The sequence below is a fragment of the Paenibacillus daejeonensis DSM 15491 genome, assembly GCF_000378385.1.
Classification (GTDB): domain Bacteria; phylum Bacillota; class Bacilli; order Paenibacillales; family Paenibacillaceae; genus Paenibacillus_D; species Paenibacillus_D daejeonensis.
In genome coordinates, this window is sequence record NZ_KB899673.1 from 94,415 (window position 1) to 118,003 (window position 23,589).

The 23,589-nt window shown below is 52.7% G+C and carries 19 protein-coding genes and 1 pseudogene; 8 read left to right on the top strand and 12 right to left on the bottom strand.

The annotated features are described in order from the left end of the window. Positions 1–66 precede the first annotated feature (66 nt). The 4 genes from F556_RS0127780 to F556_RS0127795 form a co-directional block, all read right to left on the bottom strand. Complete coding sequence (locus F556_RS0127780) at positions 67–1,692, bottom strand: helix-turn-helix domain-containing protein (RefSeq protein ID WP_020620282.1); 1,626 nt, start codon at positions 1,690–1,692, stop codon at positions 67–69. A 42-nt stretch (positions 1,693–1,734) separates the two neighbouring features. Further along, positions 1,735–3,438 carry a sensor histidine kinase gene (locus tag F556_RS0127785; RefSeq protein WP_245583148.1) on the bottom strand — a complete coding sequence of 568 codons (1,704 nt, stop codon included), beginning with the start codon at positions 3,436–3,438 and terminating at the stop codon, positions 1,735–1,737. A gap of 81 nt (positions 3,439–3,519) precedes the next feature. Beyond that, the gene (locus F556_RS0127790) at positions 3,520–4,356 is read right to left on the bottom strand and encodes a carbohydrate ABC transporter permease (protein ID WP_020620284.1); all 837 of its coding nucleotides are present in this window, start codon (positions 4,354–4,356) and stop codon (positions 3,520–3,522) included. A gap of 13 nt (positions 4,357–4,369) precedes the next feature. Further along, positions 4,370–5,251 carry a carbohydrate ABC transporter permease gene (locus F556_RS0127795; RefSeq protein WP_020620285.1) on the bottom strand — a complete coding sequence of 294 codons (882 nt, stop codon included), beginning with the start codon at positions 5,249–5,251 and terminating at the stop codon, positions 4,370–4,372. Positions 5,252–5,400: 149 nt separating this feature from the next. Between F556_RS0127795 and F556_RS39300 the strand changes: the two are divergent. Beyond that, positions 5,401–5,460 (top strand): annotated as a pseudogene (locus F556_RS39300) (putative holin-like toxin); the annotation flags it as partial. A 187-nt stretch (positions 5,461–5,647) separates the two neighbouring features. Here F556_RS39300 and F556_RS0127800 read toward each other — a convergent pair. Beyond that, positions 5,648–6,229, bottom strand: coding sequence for a nitroreductase family protein (locus F556_RS0127800; RefSeq protein ID WP_020620286.1), 582 nt, complete (start codon positions 6,227–6,229; stop codon positions 5,648–5,650). Between the two features lie 164 nt (positions 6,230–6,393). On the opposite strand from F556_RS0127800, the gene F556_RS0127805 reads away from it, so the two are divergent. The 4 genes from F556_RS0127805 to F556_RS35445 all read left to right on the top strand — a co-directional run bounded on the left by F556_RS0127805 (position 6,394) and on the right by F556_RS35445 (position 13,258). Next, the gene (locus F556_RS0127805) at positions 6,394–8,397 is read left to right on the top strand and encodes a StlD/DarB family beta-ketosynthase (RefSeq protein ID WP_020620287.1); all 2,004 of its coding nucleotides are present in this window, start codon (positions 6,394–6,396) and stop codon (positions 8,395–8,397) included. A gap of 20 nt (positions 8,398–8,417) precedes the next feature. Then, positions 8,418–9,317, top strand: a complete 900-nt coding sequence (locus F556_RS35440) for a DUF6999 family protein (protein ID WP_020620288.1) — start codon at positions 8,418–8,420, stop codon at positions 9,315–9,317. Positions 9,318–9,347: 30 nt separating this feature from the next. Then, positions 9,348–10,442: a lactonase family protein gene (locus F556_RS0127815; RefSeq protein ID WP_020620289.1), complete on the top strand. Its 1,095-nt coding sequence runs from the start codon at positions 9,348–9,350 to the stop codon at positions 10,440–10,442. 191 nt (positions 10,443–10,633) lie between these two features. Further along, positions 10,634–13,258 (top strand): PAS domain S-box protein, encoded by a 2,625-nt coding sequence (locus F556_RS35445; RefSeq protein ID WP_020620290.1) that lies wholly within the window; start codon positions 10,634–10,636, stop codon positions 13,256–13,258. 83 nt (positions 13,259–13,341) lie between these two features. Here the strand turns inward: F556_RS35445 and F556_RS0127825 are convergent, their stop codons facing one another. The 3 genes from F556_RS0127825 to F556_RS38140 all read right to left on the bottom strand — a co-directional run bounded on the left by F556_RS0127825 (position 13,342) and on the right by F556_RS38140 (position 16,061). Further along, positions 13,342–14,556 carry an MFS transporter gene (locus F556_RS0127825; RefSeq protein ID WP_026297537.1) on the bottom strand — a complete coding sequence of 405 codons (1,215 nt, stop codon included), beginning with the start codon at positions 14,554–14,556 and terminating at the stop codon, positions 13,342–13,344. 237 nt (positions 14,557–14,793) lie between these two features. Beyond that, positions 14,794–15,768 (bottom strand): ATP-grasp domain-containing protein, encoded by a 975-nt coding sequence (locus F556_RS0127830; RefSeq protein WP_020620292.1) that lies wholly within the window; start codon positions 15,766–15,768, stop codon positions 14,794–14,796. A 122-nt stretch (positions 15,769–15,890) separates the two neighbouring features. After that, positions 15,891–16,061, bottom strand: a complete 171-nt coding sequence (locus F556_RS38140) for a hypothetical protein (RefSeq protein WP_020620293.1) — start codon at positions 16,059–16,061, stop codon at positions 15,891–15,893. Positions 16,062–16,365: 304 nt separating this feature from the next. Between F556_RS38140 and F556_RS0127840 the strand changes: the two genes are divergently transcribed. After that, complete coding sequence (locus tag F556_RS0127840; RefSeq protein ID WP_020620294.1) at positions 16,366–16,641, top strand: hypothetical protein; 276 nt, start codon at positions 16,366–16,368, stop codon at positions 16,639–16,641. 219 nt (positions 16,642–16,860) lie between these two features. On the opposite strand, the gene F556_RS0127845 is transcribed toward F556_RS0127840, so the two are convergent. Continuing rightward, positions 16,861–17,769 carry a radical SAM/SPASM domain-containing protein gene (locus tag F556_RS0127845; protein ID WP_020620295.1) on the bottom strand — a complete coding sequence of 303 codons (909 nt, stop codon included), beginning with the start codon at positions 17,767–17,769 and terminating at the stop codon, positions 16,861–16,863. Between the two features lie 139 nt (positions 17,770–17,908). On the opposite strand from F556_RS0127845, the gene F556_RS0127850 reads away from it, so the two are divergent. Together F556_RS0127850 and F556_RS0127855 are read left to right on the top strand one after the other, a co-directional pair. Next, positions 17,909–19,138: an aminopeptidase gene (locus tag F556_RS0127850; RefSeq protein WP_020620296.1), complete on the top strand. Its 1,230-nt coding sequence runs from the start codon at positions 17,909–17,911 to the stop codon at positions 19,136–19,138. 13 nt (positions 19,139–19,151) lie between these two features. Further along, complete coding sequence (locus F556_RS0127855; RefSeq protein WP_020620297.1) at positions 19,152–19,604, top strand: DUF4395 domain-containing protein; 453 nt, start codon at positions 19,152–19,154, stop codon at positions 19,602–19,604. 480 nt (positions 19,605–20,084) lie between these two features. Here the strand turns inward: F556_RS0127855 and F556_RS35450 are convergent, their stop codons facing one another. The 3 genes from F556_RS35450 to F556_RS0127870 form a co-directional block, all read right to left on the bottom strand. Beyond that, the gene (locus F556_RS35450) at positions 20,085–20,630 is read right to left on the bottom strand and encodes an STM3941 family protein (RefSeq protein ID WP_020620298.1); all 546 of its coding nucleotides are present in this window, start codon (positions 20,628–20,630) and stop codon (positions 20,085–20,087) included. A 503-nt stretch (positions 20,631–21,133) separates the two neighbouring features. Next, entirely contained in the window at positions 21,134–22,063 is a 930-nt protein-coding gene (locus tag F556_RS0127865; protein ID WP_020620299.1) for an ADP-ribosylglycohydrolase family protein, read from the bottom strand. A 14-nt stretch (positions 22,064–22,077) separates the two neighbouring features. Then, positions 22,078–23,571: a nicotinate phosphoribosyltransferase gene (locus F556_RS0127870; protein WP_020620300.1), complete on the bottom strand. Its 1,494-nt coding sequence runs from the start codon at positions 23,569–23,571 to the stop codon at positions 22,078–22,080. Positions 23,572–23,589 lie beyond the last annotated feature (18 nt).

Genomic DNA, 23,589 nt, shown 5'->3' on the forward strand with positions numbered 1-23,589 from the left:
TTAGTCTACCACTGAACTTGTCCGGAGCAGGAAGGACAAATCTACGATCTGGGGAGGGGAAAATAACTATGTTCCGCTTTCCCCCGTTTCTTCGTACTTCTGTCTAAATTCCGTGGGCGTCATGCCTGTATGCTTTTTGAACAGCTCGCTGAAATAGGGCCGGTCTTTGTAGCCTAGCGCATACGTAATCTCCTGAACCTGCACACCCTCCAGCAGCATCGCTTTGGCGCGCTCCATACGGGCTGCCGTCACGTAAGGCATGAAGGTCATGCCGGTTTCTTTCTTGAACAAGTTCGAAAAATAACTTGGACTCAAATGGACAATGCTTGCGCATTCGTGGATGCTGAGCTCTGTGCCCAGATTGGCCTTGATATGATCGATGGCCAGATGAATCAACTGCTTGCTGTCACTGCGCTGCTGCTGCTGCATCCACTCACAGCTCAGCTGGCAGATTTCGCGGAGTGCTTCACGCAGTTCAGTCAAGGATGCCGTCTTGCCGTTCTTCATTGCCGCCAGCTTGCCTTCCAGAACAGAGAGCTTGTCCCCCTCCACCTTCTCTGCTACCACCCGGAAGATCGCAAAGCCCAGTCCATATAGCAGGTGAATAATTAAATCGGGATTGGGCGGGACGGGATAACGCGACAGCTCCCCGAAGATTTCGTCCAGCTGTCCTAGCACACCCTCCGTATTGCCGGAGCGCAGACAATAGATCAGCTCAACCTCTTTCTCGGCTGCATAGCGCGGACGCCTGGTTCCCTGCGGTTCCATGTCCCGAAAATGAAGCACACTGTTGCCGCCGGAATAGAACTGATAGCTCATGGCCGTCTTGGCCTGCTCGTAGGATAGATGGATTTCCTCCATCCGTTTCACACCCGTACCCAGACCGATCGTCACTGTTTTTTTCGTATACTGCTCCACATGCTGGCGGCACGACTCCGCTACCTGACGCATATCGATATGGTCAGGAATGTTCACAATGGCTACGAGCCGGTGCAGATTTTCCCGAACGACAATCCCCTTCGTGTGCTTATGGATGGTTTCTTCGAGAATATTGTGCACGGCAAACCGAATCAGCTCCACCTCTCCTGCAGGCGAACGCTGGATATCTTGCTCCAGATCGTCAATCTGCACAATAAAGACGAGAAAGCCCGTATCGTTCATATCAATCTGCAGAAACTCGCCCTTCTTGCGCATCGTCTCCGGGTTGCCTACACACTGCAGCAGCAGCCGGAAATACTCTTCTCGCAGGTAGGGCATGCTCTGTCTGACCTTTTGCTGCAGCTCCATCAGATTGTTAATCTCCAACTGCTCGGATTCCAGCTCCCGCTTGGCCCGCAGCACCACATCGGCTATCTGCTTGGGCGTGAATGGCTTCAGCACATAATCGAAGGCTCCGAGCCGGATAGACTCCTGCGCATATTCGAAGTCCGAGTAGCCGCTCAGAAAGATGACTTTGGCATGCTCCGCCCCTGCTTCTCGGATCATCTCCAGGCCGCTTTGCTTGGGCATGCGAATATCCGTGAGAATAATCTGGGGCTTGTGTTCACGGATGAGGCGCAGCCCCTCTTCCCCGTTAGCCGCAGTAAAGACAATTTCGATCTGATGCTTGGCCCAGTCAATCTTGGTCTTAATGCCTTCCACCACGGTCTGGACATCATCGATGATACATAAGGTAACCGGTTTGACGTTCATTGATGCAACCCCCGTTCCATTACGATAAATCTCTTATGCTGCCTAGTATCCTGCGTCCAATGGAATGCGAAGCGTGACGGTAGTAGCCATATTCGGCTCGCTCTCCAGCTCCATGGAGGCCTGATCGCCATAGTATAACGCCAGCCGGCTCTCCACATTAGAGAGCGCATAGCTATCCTTGGCCCGGCCCGTCATGGCCATCCGGCGGCGCACATCCTCCACATCCATTCCGGTACCATTGTCGGTGACACGGATGATCAGCAGCTCTTCTGTGGCCTCCATACGAATGACGATCAGCCCGCGCCCGCTCATCTCCTGAAAGCCGTGATTGATTGCATTCTCGACGAGCGGCTGCAGAATAATCTTAAGGATAGGCAGCTGACGCAGTCCTTCGTCTGCCAGTTGAATGTCGTAGACGAATAAGCCCTGATAGCTTTTCTGCTGCAGATTCATGTACTGCTCTACATGCTCCAGCTCCTGGCCAATCGTCGTAATTTCATTGCCATTGTTCAAGCCCAGACGGAACAGCATGGAGAGGGAAACGATCATCTCCTTGACCGTTTCATGCTCGCCCATTTCACTTTTCCAGAAAATCGTATTCAGCGTGTTGTATAGAAAATGCGGATCGATCTGAGCCTGCAGGGCCTTGATCTCGGATTTGCGCTTCTCCGTCTCCGAGAGCTTTACCTCATCAATCAGCGTGCCAATCTGCTCGAGCATCCGATTGAACTTGTAACCGACCTGGGTTACTTCATCGTCATAGTTGCTTTCAAAGCGAACATCCAAGTTATTTTGCTCAACTCTCAGCATCAGGCTTCGGAGCTTGTAGAGCGGCTGCAGCAGCAAGCCGGAGAGCAGATTGGAGAACACAAACGCAAGCACGATACAGCCGCCCATGATCATTAGAATGAACCAGAGGATATTTTTCATCGGAGCCAGCAATTCCGCCTTGTCCTGGAAACTGACGAGCTTCCAGACGGGGTGCATGGACAAGGTCGCATAGTTAGAAAGTATGGCGTGACCTGACGAGTCGGTATATTCAAAGTTGCCGCGGTCCTTGACGCTTAGCTCCTGCAAGTCTTTCTCACCCAGGCGGTAGACCGAGGCCTCCTGACCGAGGAGAACAGGCTCCCCGCTACCTGTCATCAGCACTTGTTCGATCTGTTGGTTGTCCAGATTGTCCGTCAGCAGCCCACGGATCGCATCCTCCCGGATGTTAACAACAATGTAGACATCAGGCAGCATGACATCGAATAACGGCTTCATGACGAGCGTAATCACGGGATGGCTGCGGCTGAAGAGCTCTTCCTGATGTCCGGCAATCCACAACGTATTCCATGGCTCCTCAGCAGCCATCGCCTCCTGAAGCACCCTGCTCTCCGCCACAGATACCGGACGGCGCGCCCGGTCCGTCGGATAGAAATCGCCGATCGGCGTATGGATCAGCATGGAATCAATAGAGAGTTCATTCAGCTTCATCTGGGAAAATGGCGTCTGGAGCGCAGACAAGTGGTTGAAATAACTGCCACCGTGTCCCGCCAGCACATCAATCATGGCGCGCTGGAACGCATCGCCCATCATGAAGGTGGATGTAGCCACAATAACGTTCCTTAACCGCTCATCAAGTACCTGAGCGGTTTTGTTAAGGGTATCCTGGCTCATTTGAAGCGAGTTGCGCTCCATGACCCGCGCCGCAAAATAATAGGCGAACAGGCCAGTGACCGTGATACAGATTATAGTTAACATGACGAAGGCCATCCAGGTCCTTCGTTTGAGGGAAAGACGCATAAAGAACGATTTCATTGGCGGTTCCTCCAGCCGGAATAGCTAGCCTTTTACCGCACCCACATTTACCTGCATAAAGGAACGGTTAGCTAAGATGTAGACAATGAGCATCGGCAGGATCGAAATACAGGCCCCAGCAAGCAGGTACTGATTCTCCGAAGCAGCGCCGAAGCCGTAACGGAGATTCGCCAGACCGACCGGCAGGGTCTGCAGATCCGGACGCGACATCGAGAAGACCAGCGGCAAGATATACTCATTCCAAGCGCCGCGGAAGGTGAAGAGCGCAGTAACGCCAAGTGCTGGCTTCAAGAGCGGCAGAATGATTCGCCAGAAGATCGAATAGAAGTTGCAGCCGTCAATAAGCGCCGCTTCATCGAGATCACGAGGGATCCCTTTGAAGAAGCCGATCATCATGAAGAATGCCGTTGCATGCGCACTGATCAGAATAATAATGACACCCCACAGCGAGGTTTGCAAGCCCAAGGCAACCATCAGGTCGAATTGCGGCTTCAGGACAACCGCCCCAATAGAGATGAAGAGAGTCATGGATTGAAGGACAATGTAGAACCGCTTCCCTCTAAAGTCTACCCGATCGACTGCATATGCAGCCATCGCCGTAATCAACAGCGTACCAATCGTGACGAAGACACTTGTAAATACACTGTTCCAGGTAAACTGGGCAAAGTTCGCTTGCGTCCAGGCGTGGGCGTAGTTCTGGAACTGCCAGCTGGAGGGCAGCAGCGTCGCGCCTGTGGTGACCTCCAGATTGGTCTTGAATGAACCAAACACTGCAATAATGATCGGGAACAGCATGAGAGCGGCCGTGAGGAGCAGAAATGCCCACAGCACCGTACGTGAGATCAAACGGGAAACATTCATGGACACAGCCTCCTTAGTAAGTATTACTCAGTTTTTTGGAGATTTTGAAGTAAATCAACGTAATTACACCTACGATAACGGCCGATGTAAAGCCTACCGCACTACCGTAACCGATATTCTGCACGCTGCCGCTGTCAGATACGAGCGGGAAGAACAGCTTGTACAGGTAGAGGAACATAACTTCCGTCTTGCCGAACGGTCCGCCTTCCGTCAAGACCATGATACTCTCGTAGCCTTTGAGCGAGGTGGTAATTGCCAGCATGATAATCATCTGCATAACCGGTCCCAGCATTGGCATGGTAATGTACCACAGCCGCTGAGCGGGATTGACACCGTCAAGCGAAGCCGCTTCATAGACATCATCCGGAATGTTCTGCAAGCCAGCCAGGAACAGCAGCATATAGTTACCTACCGCGCCCCATACGGCAATCAGAATAACCGTCAGCATGGCGTACTTGGCACCCAGCCAGTCCAGCGAGCCGAAGCCCATTTTGATCAGGAACTGATTCACAACACCGTTATAGGAATTGAAAATGATATAGAATACAATCGACATAACCGAGGCACTGAAGATCGTCGGCAGGAAATAGACCGAACGCAGCAGCTGGCGTCCCCGGATCGCCCGGTTCAGAATAACCGCCAGAATGAGCGACATGGGCAAGGTCAGGATCAACTTGCCGCCAGTATAGATAAACGTGTTCCATACGGATTGCCAGAACTGCGTGTCTCGACCGACCCGTGCGAAGTTCTCCAGTCCGATGAAACGCGGCTCACCAAAGCCTTGATAATCAAAGAACATATAACGCAGCGCCCAGAAGATTGGATATACACCGAGCGTCAGTGTCAAGAAGATGCTTGGAAATGTAAAAATGTAGGCGTGGATTTTTTTGCGCATCGGAATCTCTCCCCCGTCTGTTTCTAACTTGTGCCCTCATTATAAGGGAATCGTACGGGGGTGCAGGATAGGGAAACCGACTTGCGAGAGGGGACAAAATCACTTTTTGGCGGGGGAGAGATTATTCTATTAGAAGGGAGGGATGCCCTATGACAGTGTTCGAAGCTCTCATGATTATGCTAACTTTTGGGTTGCTTATTATATGTCTAAACACAAATAGACCGCCCTGTAGGAAAGGTATGCGGTCTTATTTGTATATCCCTATGAAGCCTACCGCCCTTAAAAGCGGCTATTGCCCGAGAGCCGTGCCCCACACGGCTCTCTTCGCAATGAGGTTTTGTTACCCCGATTATAACACGTATTATATGCTTACGTCACATAGAAACATACAACTAACTACAATCCCTCCACCCAGACAATCTTCTCCTCTACAGGCCCACGGCGGCCCGCTGGCGGCTCAATGTCCGGATAGCCCAGGTAGATCAGCGCAACGATCTCGTCATCCAGCTCCAGTTGAAATTTCTCTTTCATTATAGGATGATACATCGGTTCACCTGAGCGCCAGATCGCGGCCAGACCCTTAGCATGTGCAGCCAGCAGCAGGTTTTGCGTTGCCGCATGGGCCGCAGCCAGCTCCTCGATCCGGATAACCTTGTCCAGTTTCGAAGGCTTGCAGACCAGGGCAATGACGACCGGCGCCCGGAAGGCCTTGGCGTGTGCTGTGGCTGCCTTCGCCTCAAGCTGGTCCGTGTCCGTGTCCGACAGCTCGCTCTCCGCACGAACGATCGCCGCATAACCCTCCCCCAGCTTCCCGCGTCCCTCGCCAGTCATAACAATAAAGGACCAAGGCTCCGTCGCATGATGACTGGGTGCCCAATTCGCTGCCTCCAATAGCTCCAGAATCGTCTCTCGTTCCACCGGATCCTGCTTCACACGCCCCATGCTGCGCCGCTCACGAATGGCTTCCATCAGTTCCATCTCTATTCATCTCCTTTCACCCAAATGTATCATATTGTCAGAATGCCTGTCGACCGGATCAGGAGCAGCGGGGTACCAGAAAAACTTAGGTCTGTTGCACATTCTCTCGACAAGGTATGATGATTACCATAGCAATGTAAAATCTACCAGAGGATGTGATAGCCATGGCTACACGGAACAAAAACCAAGAACGTCCGGTTTATATTACAGCAATTGGTTCTTTTCTGCCCGGCGAACCCGTCGGCAACGAAGAGATGGAGGACTACCTCGGTCGCATCGGTGGCAAACCTTCGCGGACCAAGGCTAGAATTCTGAAGGAAAATGGCATTCGGACCCGCTATTATGCAATAGATAAAGAGCAAAACACAGTGTACAGTAATACAGACATGGCGGCCCGCGCCATTGCAGATACGATCGACCGTTCATCCGTTCAACATGCCGATATTGACTATCTCGCGACTGCCACAACTCACAGTGAGCTGATTATTCCGGGGTTTGCCAGCATGGTGCAGGCCAGTGCCAGACTGCCAGTGATGGAGATCGCGAATCTGCATGGGGTGTGCGGCAGCGGGGTGGCTGCCATTCGCTCGGCCTATCTGCAGGTGAAGGCGGGCGGCAAGCACCATGCACTGGCATGTGCGAGCGAATTCCCCAGCCGCATCTTCAAGAGCAGCCGCTATGAGGATCAGCAGATCTGGAAGGATACCGGCAAGATTCCGTTCGATACCGATTTCCTGCGTTTTATGCTCTCCGACGGCGCCGGTGCCATGCTCATGCAGCGCAAGCCGGCAAGACGAGGTCTGTCCCTGCGCGTAGAATGGGTTGACATTCGCTCGTATGCCAGCGATTATGATACGTGTATGTACGCTGGAGCCAACAAAACCCACGATGGGCATCTGGACAAGAGCTGGCTCGACTACCCCACTTACCGGGAAGCGGCTGACGCCGGTGCTATTAATATGAAGCAAGACATCCGGCTGGTGAACGAAATGCCGAAGCTGGGCGTCCGTGATTTCTTTTCGCTCATTGATGAGGGCAAGCTCGATCCATCCGATATCAGCTGGATGGCCTGCCACTATTCCTCCCACTTCTTCCGCAGCGAAGTATTTCGCCTGCTGGAGCTTGGTGGAGCTCCCATTCCGGAGGAGAAATGGTTCACCAATCTGTATACCAAAGGCAACACCGGCTCCGCATCAATCTTCATCATGCTTGAAGAAATGCTCAATAGCGGCAAGCTCTCCAAGGGTGAGCGTATTCTCTGTATGGTGCCAGAGAGCGGTCGCTTCCTGACGACCTTCATGTATCTGACGGTTGTGGATGCCAATGATCATACAGAGCTGGAGGATGAGGAAGAAACGCAGACCCGTGAATCGACGCCTACCTCCTCCAGCTCGCCAGCTGCAGCCGCTGCGGAATCTATAAGCGGGTCGCGGATTCACGACACCTACGAAACGCCGCTTATCCGCGAGCCGGCAGCACCGGATCTTAGTTACGACGAGAGCAATCAGCTGCAGCATTGGCTGGTACGACAACTGGTGCAGGTATGGATCGATTTTGAGAAGTCGATCAATCAAGTACCGATTATCGACAAGCTGAACCGGGGCCGCTTTACGATGGAGGATTATCTACGGCTTCTCTATAATATCCGTCAGCAGGTTATCGACGGCTCGCAGTGGATTGCCCGGGCAGCCTCCAACATCTCCATTGACCGGATCGACCTGCGATCCGCCTTCATCTCCCATGCCAGCGACGAGCACAAGGATTATCAGATTCTGGAGCGGAATTACCTGGCGGTGGGCGGATCAGCGGAGCAGATCAATTCGGGCGAGAAGAACATTGGCAGCGAAGCGCTCTCCGCTTATATGTTCCATCGGGCCAGTCGCGAGAATCCATTCGATCTGCTTGGAGCGATGTGGATTATCGAAGGACTCGGTTGCCGGATGGCGCGGTACTGGGGCGAGCAGATTCAGGAGCAGCTGCAACTGCCAGACGAGCATGTGTCGTTCCTGCTCTATCACAGCGAGAGCGACGTGAATCATTTTGAACGACTCGAGAAAGGGATCCAGTCTGACATGCTTACCGAAGAAATCGCACGGCGCATTGTCAAAACGGCCAAAGTGACCGCGAGGCTCTACGTGCTGCAGCTTGAAGAACTGGACAACGATTAGTATGATGGGAGGGAAACCTTATGCCTACACCAGACTACTTTTATGACATGGAGCATAATCCGAAAGACCCCAATCCGTTTTTGGCCGTCTTTCTGGACCGCAGTATTCCGTTTAATGAAGAAGCCAAGGCCGCCTTTCTGAAGGATTCTTCGCGCAAATCGAGGCAGTTTTTGCTGCCTCTGCTGCGCCCGTTCGCCAGGCTATCTATTATTTTCATCAAATTGTTCCGGACGGTGCTCCCGAACTCCTTCACGTCTTCCAAGGTTCTTCACCGCATCCTGCACTGGGGACTGAAGACGTTCGTGACGCCGGAAGCCAACACGATGATTCTAAGGCACTTCATTCTGGGTAGTGAAATATTACAGTTTATCCGCGACAATGTGCCTGGCGCAGATGTCAAGCTCAATCCACTCAAGCCTTATAAGCTGGAGGACGTCAAGGATGATCTGTTTCTCACGCATGACCTCAACATTTACAACTTCATTATCAATCTCAACAAAGAGCTCAAGACCAAAAATCTGGAGATCACCCATCAGAGTAACCTGAACATGGATGCTATCGCTTTGGAGCCCTATCCAATTGAGCCGCTGCCCCGGCGCTGGACGAACTTCATCGATTTGGTGACCGCCATTGAGTTCTTCACGCCGATCTATCAGCTGTTTCTTAGCGACAATGATTTCTGGCGGGCCTCGAATTCGCTGCAGCTCGATGAAATTATCGGCATCTATGCGGCCACAATTGTTAACGAACCGCAACGCCTGGCTCTGGTTAACAACAAGCACCCCATGGTGCCGCTCATTACGCTGCAAGCCGGCTATCGGCTTGTGCTGCACGGACTCGCAACGGAACAGCTGCATGCCATGCTGGTGGAGAAGAAGAAACAATTGCTGCTGCAGTCCTCTCCGACCCATACTGTATAATGGAACCTTAACAAGGAGCTGATCGATCACATGACAATGATCCCGGAAACCAAAACACTGGCGGTTGTCGGTTCCTATGCCGATGCCGCTGACCCCGGCTTGTACTTGTGCGAATATGATTCGGACAAGGGCAGTCTGAAGATTGTACAGGAAGTGAGCGGACTTCAAAATCCGACCTTCGCAACAATCGATGGCGACAAGCTTACGGTCTATGCCATCTCCGAGGAGACCGATGAGGCTGGCCAACGAAAGGGCTATGCCTCGGCTTTCAAGCTGGACCCCGTCGCCTTGCAATTGACATTAATCAACAAAGAAGAGACCGTGCCTGCCCCCACCTGCCACATCGAGCTGGATCATTCGGGCAGCAGTGTGCTCGTTTCGAGCTATCACGGCGGGCTGCTGGGGCTCTCGCCTGTATTGGAGGATGGCGCTCTGGGACTGAACGCCGATCTTCACCAGCATGAAGGGTCAAGCATTCGGCCAGCGCAGAGCCAAGCCCGGGTACACTCGGTTTTCGTTGACCGTTCCAACCGGTGGGCGATTGCTTCTGATCTGGGACTGGATAAAGTGTTTGTCTATCAGCTCGACCTGGAGAATTACCGCGTGATTCCTCATCAAGAGGTATCCGTTACCCCGGGCTCGGGTCCGCGGCATTTTGTCTTCCACCCGTCGCTGCCCTATGGCTATGTCATTCACGAATTGAATGGTACCATTTCTGCCTTCTCCTTTGATGAGGATCAGGGTAAACTGGAGGAAGTTCAGACCCTATCGACCCTCCCCGAAGATTTCGAAGGGGAAAACGGCTGCGCCGACATTCATATTTCTCCGGATGGCCGGTTCTTGTACGGCTCTAATCGCGGACACGACAGCTTGGCCGTGTTTGCCATCGATGAGGAGAGCGGCAAGCTGACACTAGTCGAAATTACATCTACGCTGGGCGGGCATCCGCGTAACTTCGCGATCTCACCCGACGGCCGATTTATACTGGTGGCGAACCGGGACGGCAACCATATCGTGACCTTCCATCGCGATGAGGAATCCGGCAAGTTGACGCCCGCTGGTCTTGAGCTATCAGTGTCCAAGCCTGTCTGTATCAAATTCGTCTCCGTTATGGAAGCTCACTAATAAGACACTAAGTCCTTAGTTTCACATAAATCCGTATCCTCTCTGGCTCGGCCTGGAGGATACGGTTTTTTATCGTGTACACTTTTCTCTGGAAAGCCTTTTACATCCTGTGTAAAATGGTTAATGACAGGTATCCGCCTATCTTCAGTGCGGCTCTTTACATTTGATATTCACCTAAGGAGGCGCAGTTGATGATTAATCTGCCTCGACAAGCGTCGATCTACGAACAGATGTACAATTATGCCCCGATTGGCATTTCACTCGTTACTATTGAAGATGGCTGTTGGCAAAGCGCTAACCGTTATCTTTGTGATATGCTCGGCTACGAGGAGCAGGAGTTAATTCGCCTTACTTGCGAGGAGATTACTCATCCCGATGATGTCGGTAAACTGGACTGTCCTGAGATCTATCAATATTTGCTGCACTCCTCCGACCCCATGCCTGTCTATGAACTGGAGCTCCGCCTCCGGCACAAGAAGGGCCATATGGTCTGGACCTCCCTGCACGTCTCTCTAATCCGTTGTCCGGATGAGGAGTTCAAGGATTGTCTCATGGTCCAGTATGTCAATGTGACCCAGCAGAAAGCGAATGAGAAGAAGCTTCTGGAGAATCAGAATCTGTACAAGCTGATCACTCGCCATACGAACGATTTGCTCTCGATTAGTCGTCCCGATGGTACGCTGGAGTTCATCTCGCCATCGGTCACGACCTTGCTGGGTTATACCGAGGAGGAGATGCTTAGCAATAATCGTACGTCCTTCTACCATCCCGATGATGCTCGCGAGATGCGGGAGCCGACCAAGCTTTTTTCTGAGACGGATACGTTTACCCGACGGATTCGCCATAAGGATGGGTACTATCTATGGTTCGAGACTTCCTTCCAAATCTTGAGAGACGATAATGGACAGATTGAAAAAGTGATATCCATTGGCCGAAACGTCACCGAACTTAAAAAAAATGACCTTACGATGGCCGAAGCGCAGCGGATTGCCCGAATAGGTGCATGGGACTATGATCTGGCGAACAAGAAACTAACGATCTCCGAGGAAACGCGTCATATCTTTGGCGGCCGAATCGGAGGCAGCAAGGAAGATATTCAATATCTGAAGGATTGCCTCCATCCTGAAGATGCGGACCGTATCACTAGCGCGCTCTGTTCATCCATTCAGTCCGGCAACAGCCATTCGATGACGTTTCGGATCATCCATGAGGATCAGTCTATTGCTCATATCCACTCCCGTTGGGAAATATTCCATAACGATCAGGGGCAACCCATGCAGATAATTGGTGTGGTGCAGGATATTACCCAACAGCGCCTGATGGACATTAAGCTCAAGGAAAGCGAGCAGCGCTATAAATCTTTATTTGAGTATAACCCCGCCAGTGTCTACTCCATGGATATGGAAGGCAATTATTTGACGGCCAACGCCAGCATGGAGTCTTTGACGGGCTATACCATTGAAGAGCTCACAGGCATGTATTTTGGTCCGATCGTACCCGAACAGGATATTGCCAAGACGCTGTATCACTTCAATCTCGCCCGGGAAGGCTATCCACAGAATTATGAGATCTCAATTATTCATAAAGAGGGTCATCTGGTCGATATTAGCGTGGCCAACATTCCAATAATCGTGAATGACCGAATCGTTGGAGTGTTCGGTATTTCAAGTGACATCACGCAACGGAAACGGTATGTGGAGCAGATTGAGAAACTGAGCTATGAACACACACTCATTCTAAATTCCGTTTCCGAAGGAATCTTCGGTGTCGATGCCGAGGGACAGCCGATGTTTATCAATCCGGCTGGCGCTGCCATGCTGGGCTATACCTCCCGCCAGTGGCTGAGCAACCCTCGCTTTGAACAGTTGTTTCAAACCATCGACGGCCAGGAACGGCCGGCTGATCAGTCACCGATCCAAGAGACGTTGCTTCATGGTCGCAGCAGAGGTCGTGCGGAAGGCGTATTCTGGCGGGCGGACGGCACGAGTCTGCTGGTAGAATACCAGATTACACCCATCTACGATAAAGGCGAACGCAAAGGTGCGGTCGTGGTGTTCCGTGACAAGACCGGCGAGCATGAGATCATCCGTGCCAAGGAATCGGCAGAACGGGCTGACCAGGCGAAGTCGGAATTTCTCGCCATTATCAGTCATGAGCTTCGTACGCCGATGAATGGCATTGTAGGGATGGCCGGCTTGCTCGGTGAGACGTCTCTCGATGAGGAACAGGCACACTATACGAGGGTCATTCAGGAAGGCAGCGAAGCGCTGCTGCGGATCTTGAACGAGATTCTCGATTTCAGCAAAATGGAAGCTGGCAAGATGAAACTGGAGATGGAGCCCGTCAGCATTCGGGATGTGATTCGCAGCTCTATGCAGTTATTTGAAGCCAAGGCAAGGGAAAAAGGACTGACTTTGACCATCTCCATTCCTTCGACCATTCCAAGCGTGATCATGAGTGACAGTGCCCGATTGCGCCAGTTGCTAATCAATTTGATTGGCAATGCCGTCAAATTTACAGATCAAGGTACAATATCGGTATTTGCTGACATTGAGCCTTTCGCTGATGAAGAGCATGCCGCTTTGACGTTAACGATTCAAGATTCCGGGATTGGGATTCCAGCCGAGAAGCTGGACCAATTATTCATCTCGTTTTCCCAGCTTCATCCGGCAATTAATCGATTGTATGGCGGGACAGGGCTCGGTCTGGCAATCTGCAAAAAAATTGTTGAGCTGATGGGCGGCATGATTAGCGTCGAAAGTATAGAGCATGAAGGCTCGACCTTCACCCTCACGCTACCCGTCCGGTTGAACTAATGTTCTGGAGGGATAGCATGTCAAAAAGCGTTGATCCTGTGCTTACACACAAGGGATCAACGCTTTTTGGCTTGTTGCTTCCGTTAATTCTCTTTTTGCTGAAGCGGCTGCGATACCTCCTGCCAGCTGGACTTGCGCTGCAAAAACATCGACAACCCGGCAACTACCATAATTAAACCTGTCGTCACAAATATCCAGTGAATATCCAGGAAGAAGCCCAATCCACCGCCAATCAGCGGACCAATCATCGCCCCCATTTGGTTGGCGCTGGTCGTCAAACCAAAGGAACGCCCACGGAACGACTCACTGGTATGCTGGACTACCAGCGTGTTGATGTTGGGTACGATGCCGGCCATGAACAGACCGAAGACAAACTGCACTAACGTGAACAACCACAGATCCTGGACAAAATACTGCGTTGCCACAACCCCTCCTGAAACGATAAAACAGAAGGTCAGCACCAACGCGAATCCTCGTTGCTCGCCTACTCTTCCCCAGAACGGGGAAGCGATGATGCCGGCAATACCGATCAATGCAAAAACAAAACCGGACGTTAAGACCGCCCCGCTCAAGTCCCCTTGCAGATTAGCGATATGCAGCGTCAGCAGTGGCTGAATCATGTTGAGTGACAGCTGAAAAACCAGCAGCAGGATCAACATCCGGGTTAATGCCCCGTCCTGCAGCGCCTCCTTCAGATCACGCCAAAACTTGCTTTCTTTAGGAGCCGACGGGGCCGCGCCTTCTTTGACCCAGATAATGACCGCAATTGTGGCCAGCAGGATGAGCACCGCTGCCACGACGAAGGACGCCCGCTGACCGAACCAAACCGCCAGCAAGCCGCCCATTAACGGCCCCAGAATTCCGCCTGTCATCGTCCCTGCCTGCATCATGCCCAGACTCCAGCCCAGCTTCACACCAGGCGCTGAGGAAGCCACAATCGCCATCGAGGCGGGCACGAAGCCGCCAACCAACCCGTGCAGCATCCGCACGATGATGAGCTGCCACGGGGTCTGGACAAATGCAATCAGGCCATAAATGAAGGCAAGCGAGATTCCGGCGCGAATGACCATTTTGCGCTTGCCGTACTTGTCGGCGAGCGAGCCCCACAACGGAGCCATCACTGCGCCCACCAGAAAGGCAGAGGAATGCACCGCCCCTGCCCACAAATTGACTTCGCTCTCCTCTACGCCCAGATCAAACAGAAAGAGCGGAAGAAAAGGGACAGCCATCGTATAGCTGGCACTGCACAGCAGCACCCCGCCCCACAAAATCCAGAGCGTACGTTTCCATTGTTCCAATTCCGGCGACACCTATCCTTCCCTGGAACGTATCCATATGCTTACTATTATAGCTAACCTGCAACCGCTCGCGCGAACACCGGAGGGGCCAGCATATGGACGGAATTTAGAGCTGTGAAGCAAGATCACCGTGAAACTTACACCTTGTGTGACGGGCTCGCGTTATCCAGGTTCAGGATCGACTACACGGCATTTGCCCTTGTGGAGAGATAGCAGCAGCCTCAGAAATTAACCCCTTTATCGCTGCGTAGCCATCATTTGCGCCCGGATTCTTGCTTCGGACAACAAGTAGCGGGCTAACGTGGTAACGATCGGCTCGACCGCATGGCGGTCAAATCCTTCAAACATCGGGCTCGGATTGCATTCGATCAGGACGTAGGAGCCATCTGGCCGGCGTTTGAGATCGACCCCGCTGAACAGCAGATTCAGACGGCTGCAGGCAGCCACGCACATGCTGGCGATTTCATCAGGGATGGATATCGCTCTGATGCCTTGCCCGCCCAGACGATAATCGACCTCATCGCTTTCCAGTTCAAAGGCTGCGATGGCTTTGCCATCCAGGACGAATACCCTTACGTCACGCCCCTGAATATACTCCTGGAAGATTGCGGGTGCATGTCGCAGCGTGTCCAACCGTTCCGGGACAAGATCCTCGGGCTCAAGCAGCCTGCAATGCGCGCCGCCTGCCACGGGCTTGTATACGACCTGACGGGATTGTGCAAACGCAAGGACCCTGTCCCTGCTGCTGGTTACCAGTGTTTCCGGCACAGGAATGCCTGCCTGACGCAGTGCTTCAATCTGATACGGCTTGGCAAAATGGATCAACAGCGTGTCCACAGGATTGACCAGCAGCTTGCCGTGCAGGGGAAGGCACTTGAGAAAAGACAGCCAAGCGGCGTATCGCTCTCGCTGTGCAGCATACGCAATGTACCCCTCTTCCTGGATTTGCTCCTCGATCGGTGTAGCATCAAAAGCTGGTGTCGGCAGGAACAACGCCCGCAGGTAGTAGACGCGGGTGTCCTCCAGCTCCTGATCGCGGTATCCAGAACCGTACTGTTGCCCAGCCGAGCTTAAGGATAATGGGAATGCCTCTTGGTTGATGGTGTCCAGGATCATGGCCTGTCCGCCCTGTCGCTCGATTTCCTCCGCGAGATAAAGACAGTGCCGCTCTCGCTCTGCACCAATTATACCGATGGATAACTTGCTGTTCATCGTCCATTCCCTCCTCTATCGTAAAATGCCCCGATGACCATTGCGGTTCTCGGGGCACATACCAATATAAAGCGTATACATCACTGCTGAGGAATGCTCGTTGTTACCAGGTTACTGAGGATCTAACAGCCGCCTTCTTCCCCAACGGCCATGGTCGTATAGATATCTCCGCCCTCTTCGCCAACCGCATACGTGGTGACGTCCAGAAAACCCTTCTTCTCTTCCTCACTGAACAATACCCGATTGGACTGCCTTGTCTCAAGCTCGCTGATGAACAGATTTGTGCGTTTCATGATTCTCAGCCTCCTAATCTCAAAATATGGTTGTATTCAGGTTACTCCTAAATTATACCATGTCCTTGAACCAATAGGATTAGAAAGCTCTTATCAAAATCAGCTTAAAACGATTCGATCTTAGAATGCTCTCATTTAATGGTATTTTAATTTCGTTTTAAGTTTATTTTCAGATTACGGAGGTAAATTTATGGCAAGAGAAGGGAGGGCAGAGAAACGATACGTACTGTACACACCCTAAGAACAACATAAAAAAAGTGGGACGATTTAAAAAACAAACAAACAAAAATGGAGGTCTTTACTCATGTCTAAAACAAAAACTGGTCTTTTTATTCTTGCTTTGTCCGTTATGCTGGTAGGTGCTGGTTGTGGTAACAATGCTAATGATCCTGCGAACACAACGCCGCCAGCTGATACAAACATCGAAACGCCGGCGAATGATCCAGCTACAAACGATCCAGCAAACGATCCGCTCACTGAAGATCCTGCAGATAACGCAGATGATGATGCAGTAATTGAGCCAGACGGCGATGTTGTTGATCCTGATGCTCCAGCTGAAGGCGAAACAACAACACCTTAAGGATTACACACATTAAGATAGTCTGCATGCACACATGTCGGTAATGCTTCCCAAGCATGCCTGGACACTCGTCCTGGCCCGACTGTAGCCACAGTCCTTCGTCAGGATAGGCAGGCTTCATATAGATTAAGCTGATAGTAAAGAAAACGCTGCAGTACCGGACCACCGGGCTGCAGCGTTTTTCATTTGTTCTACATTCGTTTTAAATGCTCTGCTGGCCTACAGAGCTGCGGCTGCCGCTTCTCCTTCTTCCATGCCAAACCGTTTGCGGTAGCCGCATTTGCGGCATAACTCCTCAACCGCTTGACGCCTGGAGAAACCATCGACGATGGCCGTTGCCCGCTCGCCCGCGAGGATTTCGCCAAACGCCTGCTGCCCGACATTGCCCAGATTGATGACGCCTTCTCCGTCCAGACAGCAAGGGACCACCGTTCCGTTAGCCAAGATGGCCGCTTGCGTCCGCAAGCCGTAGCAGAACCCCCGGCCTTCGTCCTCTTCCGCATCCAGCGATGGCCATTGAAACTCGTGATCCTGGTTCAGATAGAGCCGCTCGCTGATCTTTAGCCCCTTGCCCCGCTCGAATCGCTCCTCGATGAGGTAAGGCAAGGCAAAAGCCTCCTCGATCATGGCCAGCAGCTCACGGTTCCGACTGCGCTCCAAATTCGTCTGGTTGTCGGTTGTGAGGTTCCACAGCCGGTAGGAAATAATCAGGTTGCTCTCCCGTAAGGCATCCCGCGTGAAGGACAAAATATCCGCCAGATAACCCGCCTTATCCTTGGAGCCCGGGTGACCGTCGAAGCTGTGAAGCGAGAAGTTCATCTGTCGCAGCGCCGGCTTACCCAGTAGCTTGTTGCGGTTTTTGGCAATCAGGGTACCGTTGGTTGTAATATTGACCTTGATACCGTATTCGTGGCTGATATCGAGCAGCTGATCCAGCTTGGGATGCAGCAGCGGCTCGCCTTTGACATGCAAATAGATCGAATCGGCATACCCTCGTATCTGCTCCAGACGCAGACGGAAATCCTCCACCGAGATGAAGGTTTTCTGCCGCTCCGTCGGTGGACAAAACGTACAGGCGAGGTTACAGACACTCGTAATTTCGACGTAGCATTTCTTTAGCTTCTTCATTCTTGCTCCTTTTTGATGCTTGCGCTATGAACGGATTATAACACGTTTTGGCTACGGTGGGGATACTGCGTTATAATAGCTGTAGCAGCACGAAGCTACATACAATTCACGGCTTTAATGCCGATTATGGAGGGATACGATGGGATTCCAGGAAAACTTAGCGAAGTATGCGGCCTTGGCCGTCGAGGTAGGCGTTAATGTGCAGCCAGGGCAAAAGCTCGTGGTTAGCGCTCCGCTTGTCGCAGCTCCTTATGTACGACTGGTCGTCAAACGCGCGTATGAAGCGGGAGCGAGCTTTGTCCATGTCGAATGGAATGACGATGAAGTGACTCGTACCCGGTACGAACTGGCGCCGGACGATTCGTTTGATTACTTCCCGCAATGGCGGGCAGACGGCTGGGAAGCGCTTGCGGCAGACAATGCGGCCTTCCTGTCGGTCATTGCCGCCAATCCCGATCTGCTCCAGGGCATCGATCCGCAGCGGATCAAGACGGCTAATATCGCAGCCGGGAAGGCGATGATGCCTTTCCGCACCTATACCATGTCCGACAAGGTCAGCTGGTCGATCGTCGCTGTGCCATCTCAGATCTGGGCAGACAAAGTATTCCCGGACGCCGCTGAGAATGAGCGAGTTGACCTGCTATGGGACGCCATCTTCCAGGCAACCCGAATTGATCTGGATGATCCCGTGCAGGCGTGGCGCGACCATACCGACCTGCTGGACAGCAAGGCGGCCCGTCTCAACGAGCGTAAATACAAAGCCCTACATTATACCGCTCCGGGCACTGACCTGACCATCGAGCTGGCTTCATCTCACCTGTGGGTTAGCGCAGGCAGCCACAATGCACAGGGCAGCCTGTTCATTGCCAATATGCCAACAGAAGAGGTATTTACGGCTCCGCTGAAGACCGGCGTAAATGGGACAGTGACCAGCACCAAGCCACTCAGCTACGGTGGTAATTTAATTGAGAACATCCGGATTACCTTCAAGGACGGCAAAATCGTGGCGTTCGACGCTGACCGCGGCGCCGATACGCTCAAAGGCCTCATCGAGACGGATGAGGGTTCACAGTATCTGGGCGAAGTCGCACTCGTCCCGCACACGTCACCGATTTCTGAAACGGGGCTGATTTTTTTCAACACACTGTTTGACGAAAATGCCTCCAACCATCTGGCGATCGGCAAAGGCTATGCCTTCTGTCTCGAGGGCGGCAAGACGATGAGCAAGGAGGAGCTGGAAGAGCAGGGGTTGAACGACAGCCTGTCGCATGTCGACTTCATGATCGGCTCTGCCCAGATGGATATCGACGGCATCCTGGCGGACGGCACCCGTGAGCCTGTCTTCCGTCAAGGCAACTGGGCATTCTAGGAGGCTGAGCGCGATGCAACATGCCTCCTCTCCATTCGCTGGTTTCTCCTGTGCCGTCGAAGTACCCATGCACTGGGTGCGCGCCAATCAAACCGGGATTCTGCTTAGCGTCATCGCTGCCATCGTGCTAGGCGAACCATTAATCCTGCTGGTGCCGCTAGCTGTGCAACTGATCACACGGTGGTTCGGTATCCGCTATAATCCATTTGTACGGCTGCTGCACCGCCTGATGCCCCGGAGCGCGCAGACCGAGAGCCGGGAGCTGCTCCGGTTCAATAACCTGCTGGCCATCTTGTTTCTGATTGGAGCGCTGACCGCATTCCTGCTGCAGGCACCAACCGTAGGATATATCTTTGTCGCCATGTTGTCGGCTGCCGTCATCCTCGCCCTGAGCGGCTTCTGCGTCGGCTGCTTCATCTATTTTCAATGGAAGCAGCTGCGCGCCAGACGCCGCCAGGCGGGGTAGTGCAGCGCATTGCAAGGCAAACTCTGACGAAGACCAGGCTGTCGAGAACCTCTCGGCGGCCTTCTTCTAATCTTGATTGTGTGGGAAGCTCGTCGACGGTCTGCAGAGGAAGAAAGGTGCGTTGGAGCAAGTAGTGTGTGGGCAAGCTACATTAGAGGTGGCTGGCATTGGCGCAAACGGCGCTGCAGTTAAAGAAAGTGTACTTGGAGACGGCTGGCATTGGCGCAAACCGCGCTGTAGTTAAAGAAAGTTTACTTGGAGACGGCTGGCGGGGCGCAAACGGCGCTGTAGTTAAAGAAAGTTTACTTCGAGGATGTTGGCAGTGGTACGAACGGGGCTACAGTTAAAGAAAGTTTACTTGGAGGCGGCTGGCAGTGGTGCAATAGGCGCTGCAGCTAAAAAAGTTGCGTTAAGCAGACGATTGGCTATGTAGGCGGGCTGTAGAAGAAAAATACGTTGGCACCGCGGCCGAGACAAGGACTAGAGCCTTGTCTCCTGCATGGTGGCAGTCATCCATCTCCGCTTCATCTCCTCGTACAATTTAGGGAGCGGCGACGAAATCCCAGGCCGACCGATATTCACATGCACCTGCACCAGTCTATTGTTTACGCGCATCAGTTGTTGATTCATTACACTTTGTCCTGCCAGATAGTCTTCAGGGTTGTGAAGACTGATCCCAATGAAAGACTGCCCTTTGAATGAATAGAGCTGAATCTCCGAAATCTCCTCCCAACGAATCCGCCCGCCCGGTATGAGACTGGAGTTATCAATAATTCCCTCTTCATCCAACTGTAGAGTCGGCGTGCGTTTGAACAGCAATGCTATGGAAAAGAGCAGCGCGATCCCAAAAAATAGAACACACACCACGCCAACCAGAGCGGTAACGATCGTATCATCGCCCGACAGGTAGGACTGAATCATCCATATTCCCGCAACGACAAAAAGAAGCGACCCCAATATAAGTAATAACGCTCGTTTCCTACTCGGATACTCGACATGGACAGCATTTGTGACATGTTCATTCATTAACTCAAACCTTCCCCTTTCACCATTAGCTTTTTCTCCTCTACCAATTACCCCCATTCCGACAAAATAACGCTACAGGACATGTAACACCGCTCGCTCCTTGAATCACATGTAATGACTTTTTTCCGCAGGTGTCATGAATAAGCTCGATTTTTCGTGTTCGATTCAGCGCATTGGGCCCTTGTGGCCTATCCGATTCGAATTTTCATATTCGTTGCCTCGGTAGCTCTATTCGGACAACAATAAACTCGATTTTTCGAATATATTTCGGCGCAATTAGCTATTTCTTCCGAATGTATTCGGTTTTTCATATTTATGGGCATCATTTCAAGACTTCAGGCCCAAATAAGCTCGATTTTTCGTGTTTATGTTCAGCGTGGTGTCACCAGAGTGGGACCTGCCTGCTCCAAAATATAGACCACCCGATGGACGGGTGGCCTCGTTTAAGACAGATAGCCTCGCTTCAAATGAGCCTCGTTCAGATCCATACGTACTTGTGCACCTTACAGAGCAGCAGCCAATCTTGCCGCCAGCGCCTCGATATCATCTCGCCGAGCAAGTGGTGACAACCAAGGCTCCGGAATCACATCTGTTCCGTACCACAGTCCGGCCAGACCGCCGGTTACCGCTCCAGTCGTGTCGGTATCCTCACCGAGGCGGACCGCCTTGAGCACTGCGTCCTCGTAGCTGCCACTGGTCAGAAGACACCAAACCGCAGCTTCCAGCGTGTGCACCACATAGCCCGATGACGCGATCTCCTCCTCGTCCAAGGTTGAGATATCCCCCTCCAGCAGCCGACTGTAATGGACTAGCTCCGGCTCCCCAGCATAGTGTGCCTTCACCAACCTCTTCACCTGCTTGTAGCCTTCCTGCGGTGTTCGTCCCTGCAGCAACTGGCCAGCCAACTCCACATAGATGACGCATGCGATGATCGAGCGGGGATGGCGGTGGGTAATGGACGAGACTGCCGCGATGACTGGCACCTTCTCCGTCAGCGGCTTATCGCCCAGAAGAAACGCCAGGGGCAGGATGCGCATGAGCGAACCGTTGCCATTGCTATACTCATCAGCGAGTCCAGCCTGCACCGCTGACAGCTTCTCATCCCTCAGCCGCTCCAGCGCTTTACGAGTGGCAATGCGAATATCGAACACTTCGCCATGCGGAGACCACCAGCCCTCCTCATACCACCGAAGCGAAGCAGCGGCGATTCGCTCGACGTTGAACCCGCCGCACAGGCTATCGGCCAGGCAGAATGTCAGCGCTGCATCGTCGGACCAGGTGCCCCGCGGCTGATGATGCGTGCCATAGCCTAGCATCTCTTCAACTCGCCGGGTCTGCACCTGCGATCGGGAGAGGAACTCCACGGGTACGCCTAGCGCATCACCGACCGCCAATCCCAACAGTCCGCCGCGTATGGCCTCCTGGATTCCCATGCTCGTCGCCTCCCTTAAGCTTTCAATCCAGCCAGCAGACGAGCACGGATATCTTCGAAGCGCTCATCGCGCACCAGCTTGCCGTCCTCGAAGATGACCTCCAACAAATCCTTGTCGGCACGGGCTTCATATTCCGCCACGCCCAGATTATCCTCAGCTTGCAGACCGTTCTCGTCTTCATAGACATGAACCAGACCCGTTTGCGACTTCTTGAAGTTGTTGCTGTCTGTCTTGGGATCCTTGTAGATTTTACGCTCCTCGCCACCGATAATCGTGAAGGTCGATTTCAATGCAAAGCCGAAGGTATCCCGGGTATTGTACTGGTACGTGAACGAACCGATCCCGTACACCATATTGGTCGAAGCGAAGCCCTTAGCCTCCAGGCGCTCGCAGATCTCCCGGCAACGCTGCAGCGTGATCGCTTCCCCGTAAATGGCGCCGATGTGGCTGTCCAGCTGCTTGTAGCCCTGTTCGCTCACGGTGCCGCCGAAGATATCCCACAGCAATTCGATAACACCTTTGCGGACCCGCTCATCGGTTGCATCCGGATCGCCGCAAATAATTTTTACCGGGTCCCCACTGTCCGGACGAATAACAACTCGGCCGTCGCGCGCCATAATATCGTCCTTGAGACCACGCACTACTTCGTCGAGTACCTTCCATAGATCCCAAGTGTCCGAGACGATCGAAACGAAGCCACTCGGGTACACTTCATTGATGAGATAGCGGTACGAAGCCATCTCATCCGTGCCGTGCGCACACATGACGCTATGCTCCGTAGCCGGGATCGAGCTGCCGATCAGCTCTTGCTCCATGTTGCCGTTGTAGAACTCTTCGACGAACAGAATCGAAGGAATCGAATCCGTGCCAGTGAACGAGATCAGATGGCCTGCGCCCGAGCTTTTCGAGGCGTCGAGCGAAGCCATCCCCCGCATCGAGAAGTCATGGCCCTGGAACGGTACCGCACCCGCATCGCCGGTGGTGCGGAGTGCGTACTCCTGCAGGATTTTGCGGTATTCGAAGGCAATTGTCGCACTAGTCGCGGGCATCCACAGCTGGCACGACATCAGCGTCTCCAAGTAGTTGGTTACCCAGAAGAATTCAGGAACCGTATTCTCCATCGATAGCATGGGTACTTTTACTGGCACCTGGGTACCTTCCTTCACGGCTTTGACCTTAACCGGCAGATACCCCAAATCATGCAAAGCCTCAATATGCGAAGCGTCCGGATTGGCAATACCAAGCGCATGCTTCAGCACACGGGTATATTCCGCTACCACTTCCTCGCGGCTCCGGGCGAAGAAATGCTGGTTGAAGTAATCGATCAGGTACTCCTTCACGAAGGCTTGGAAGCCGAAGGCCACGACTTCATCCACACCCTCCAGTCTGCTCGTGCGTGCCGTCCAGGTCGAATAGACCAGCTCGGTCCCTTGCGGGTATTGATTTTTGTGGCTGACTTTGTAGAAATCGCACAACAGTGTGGCAGGATACACATAACGTTGACTCATTTTGCATTCCTCCTATTT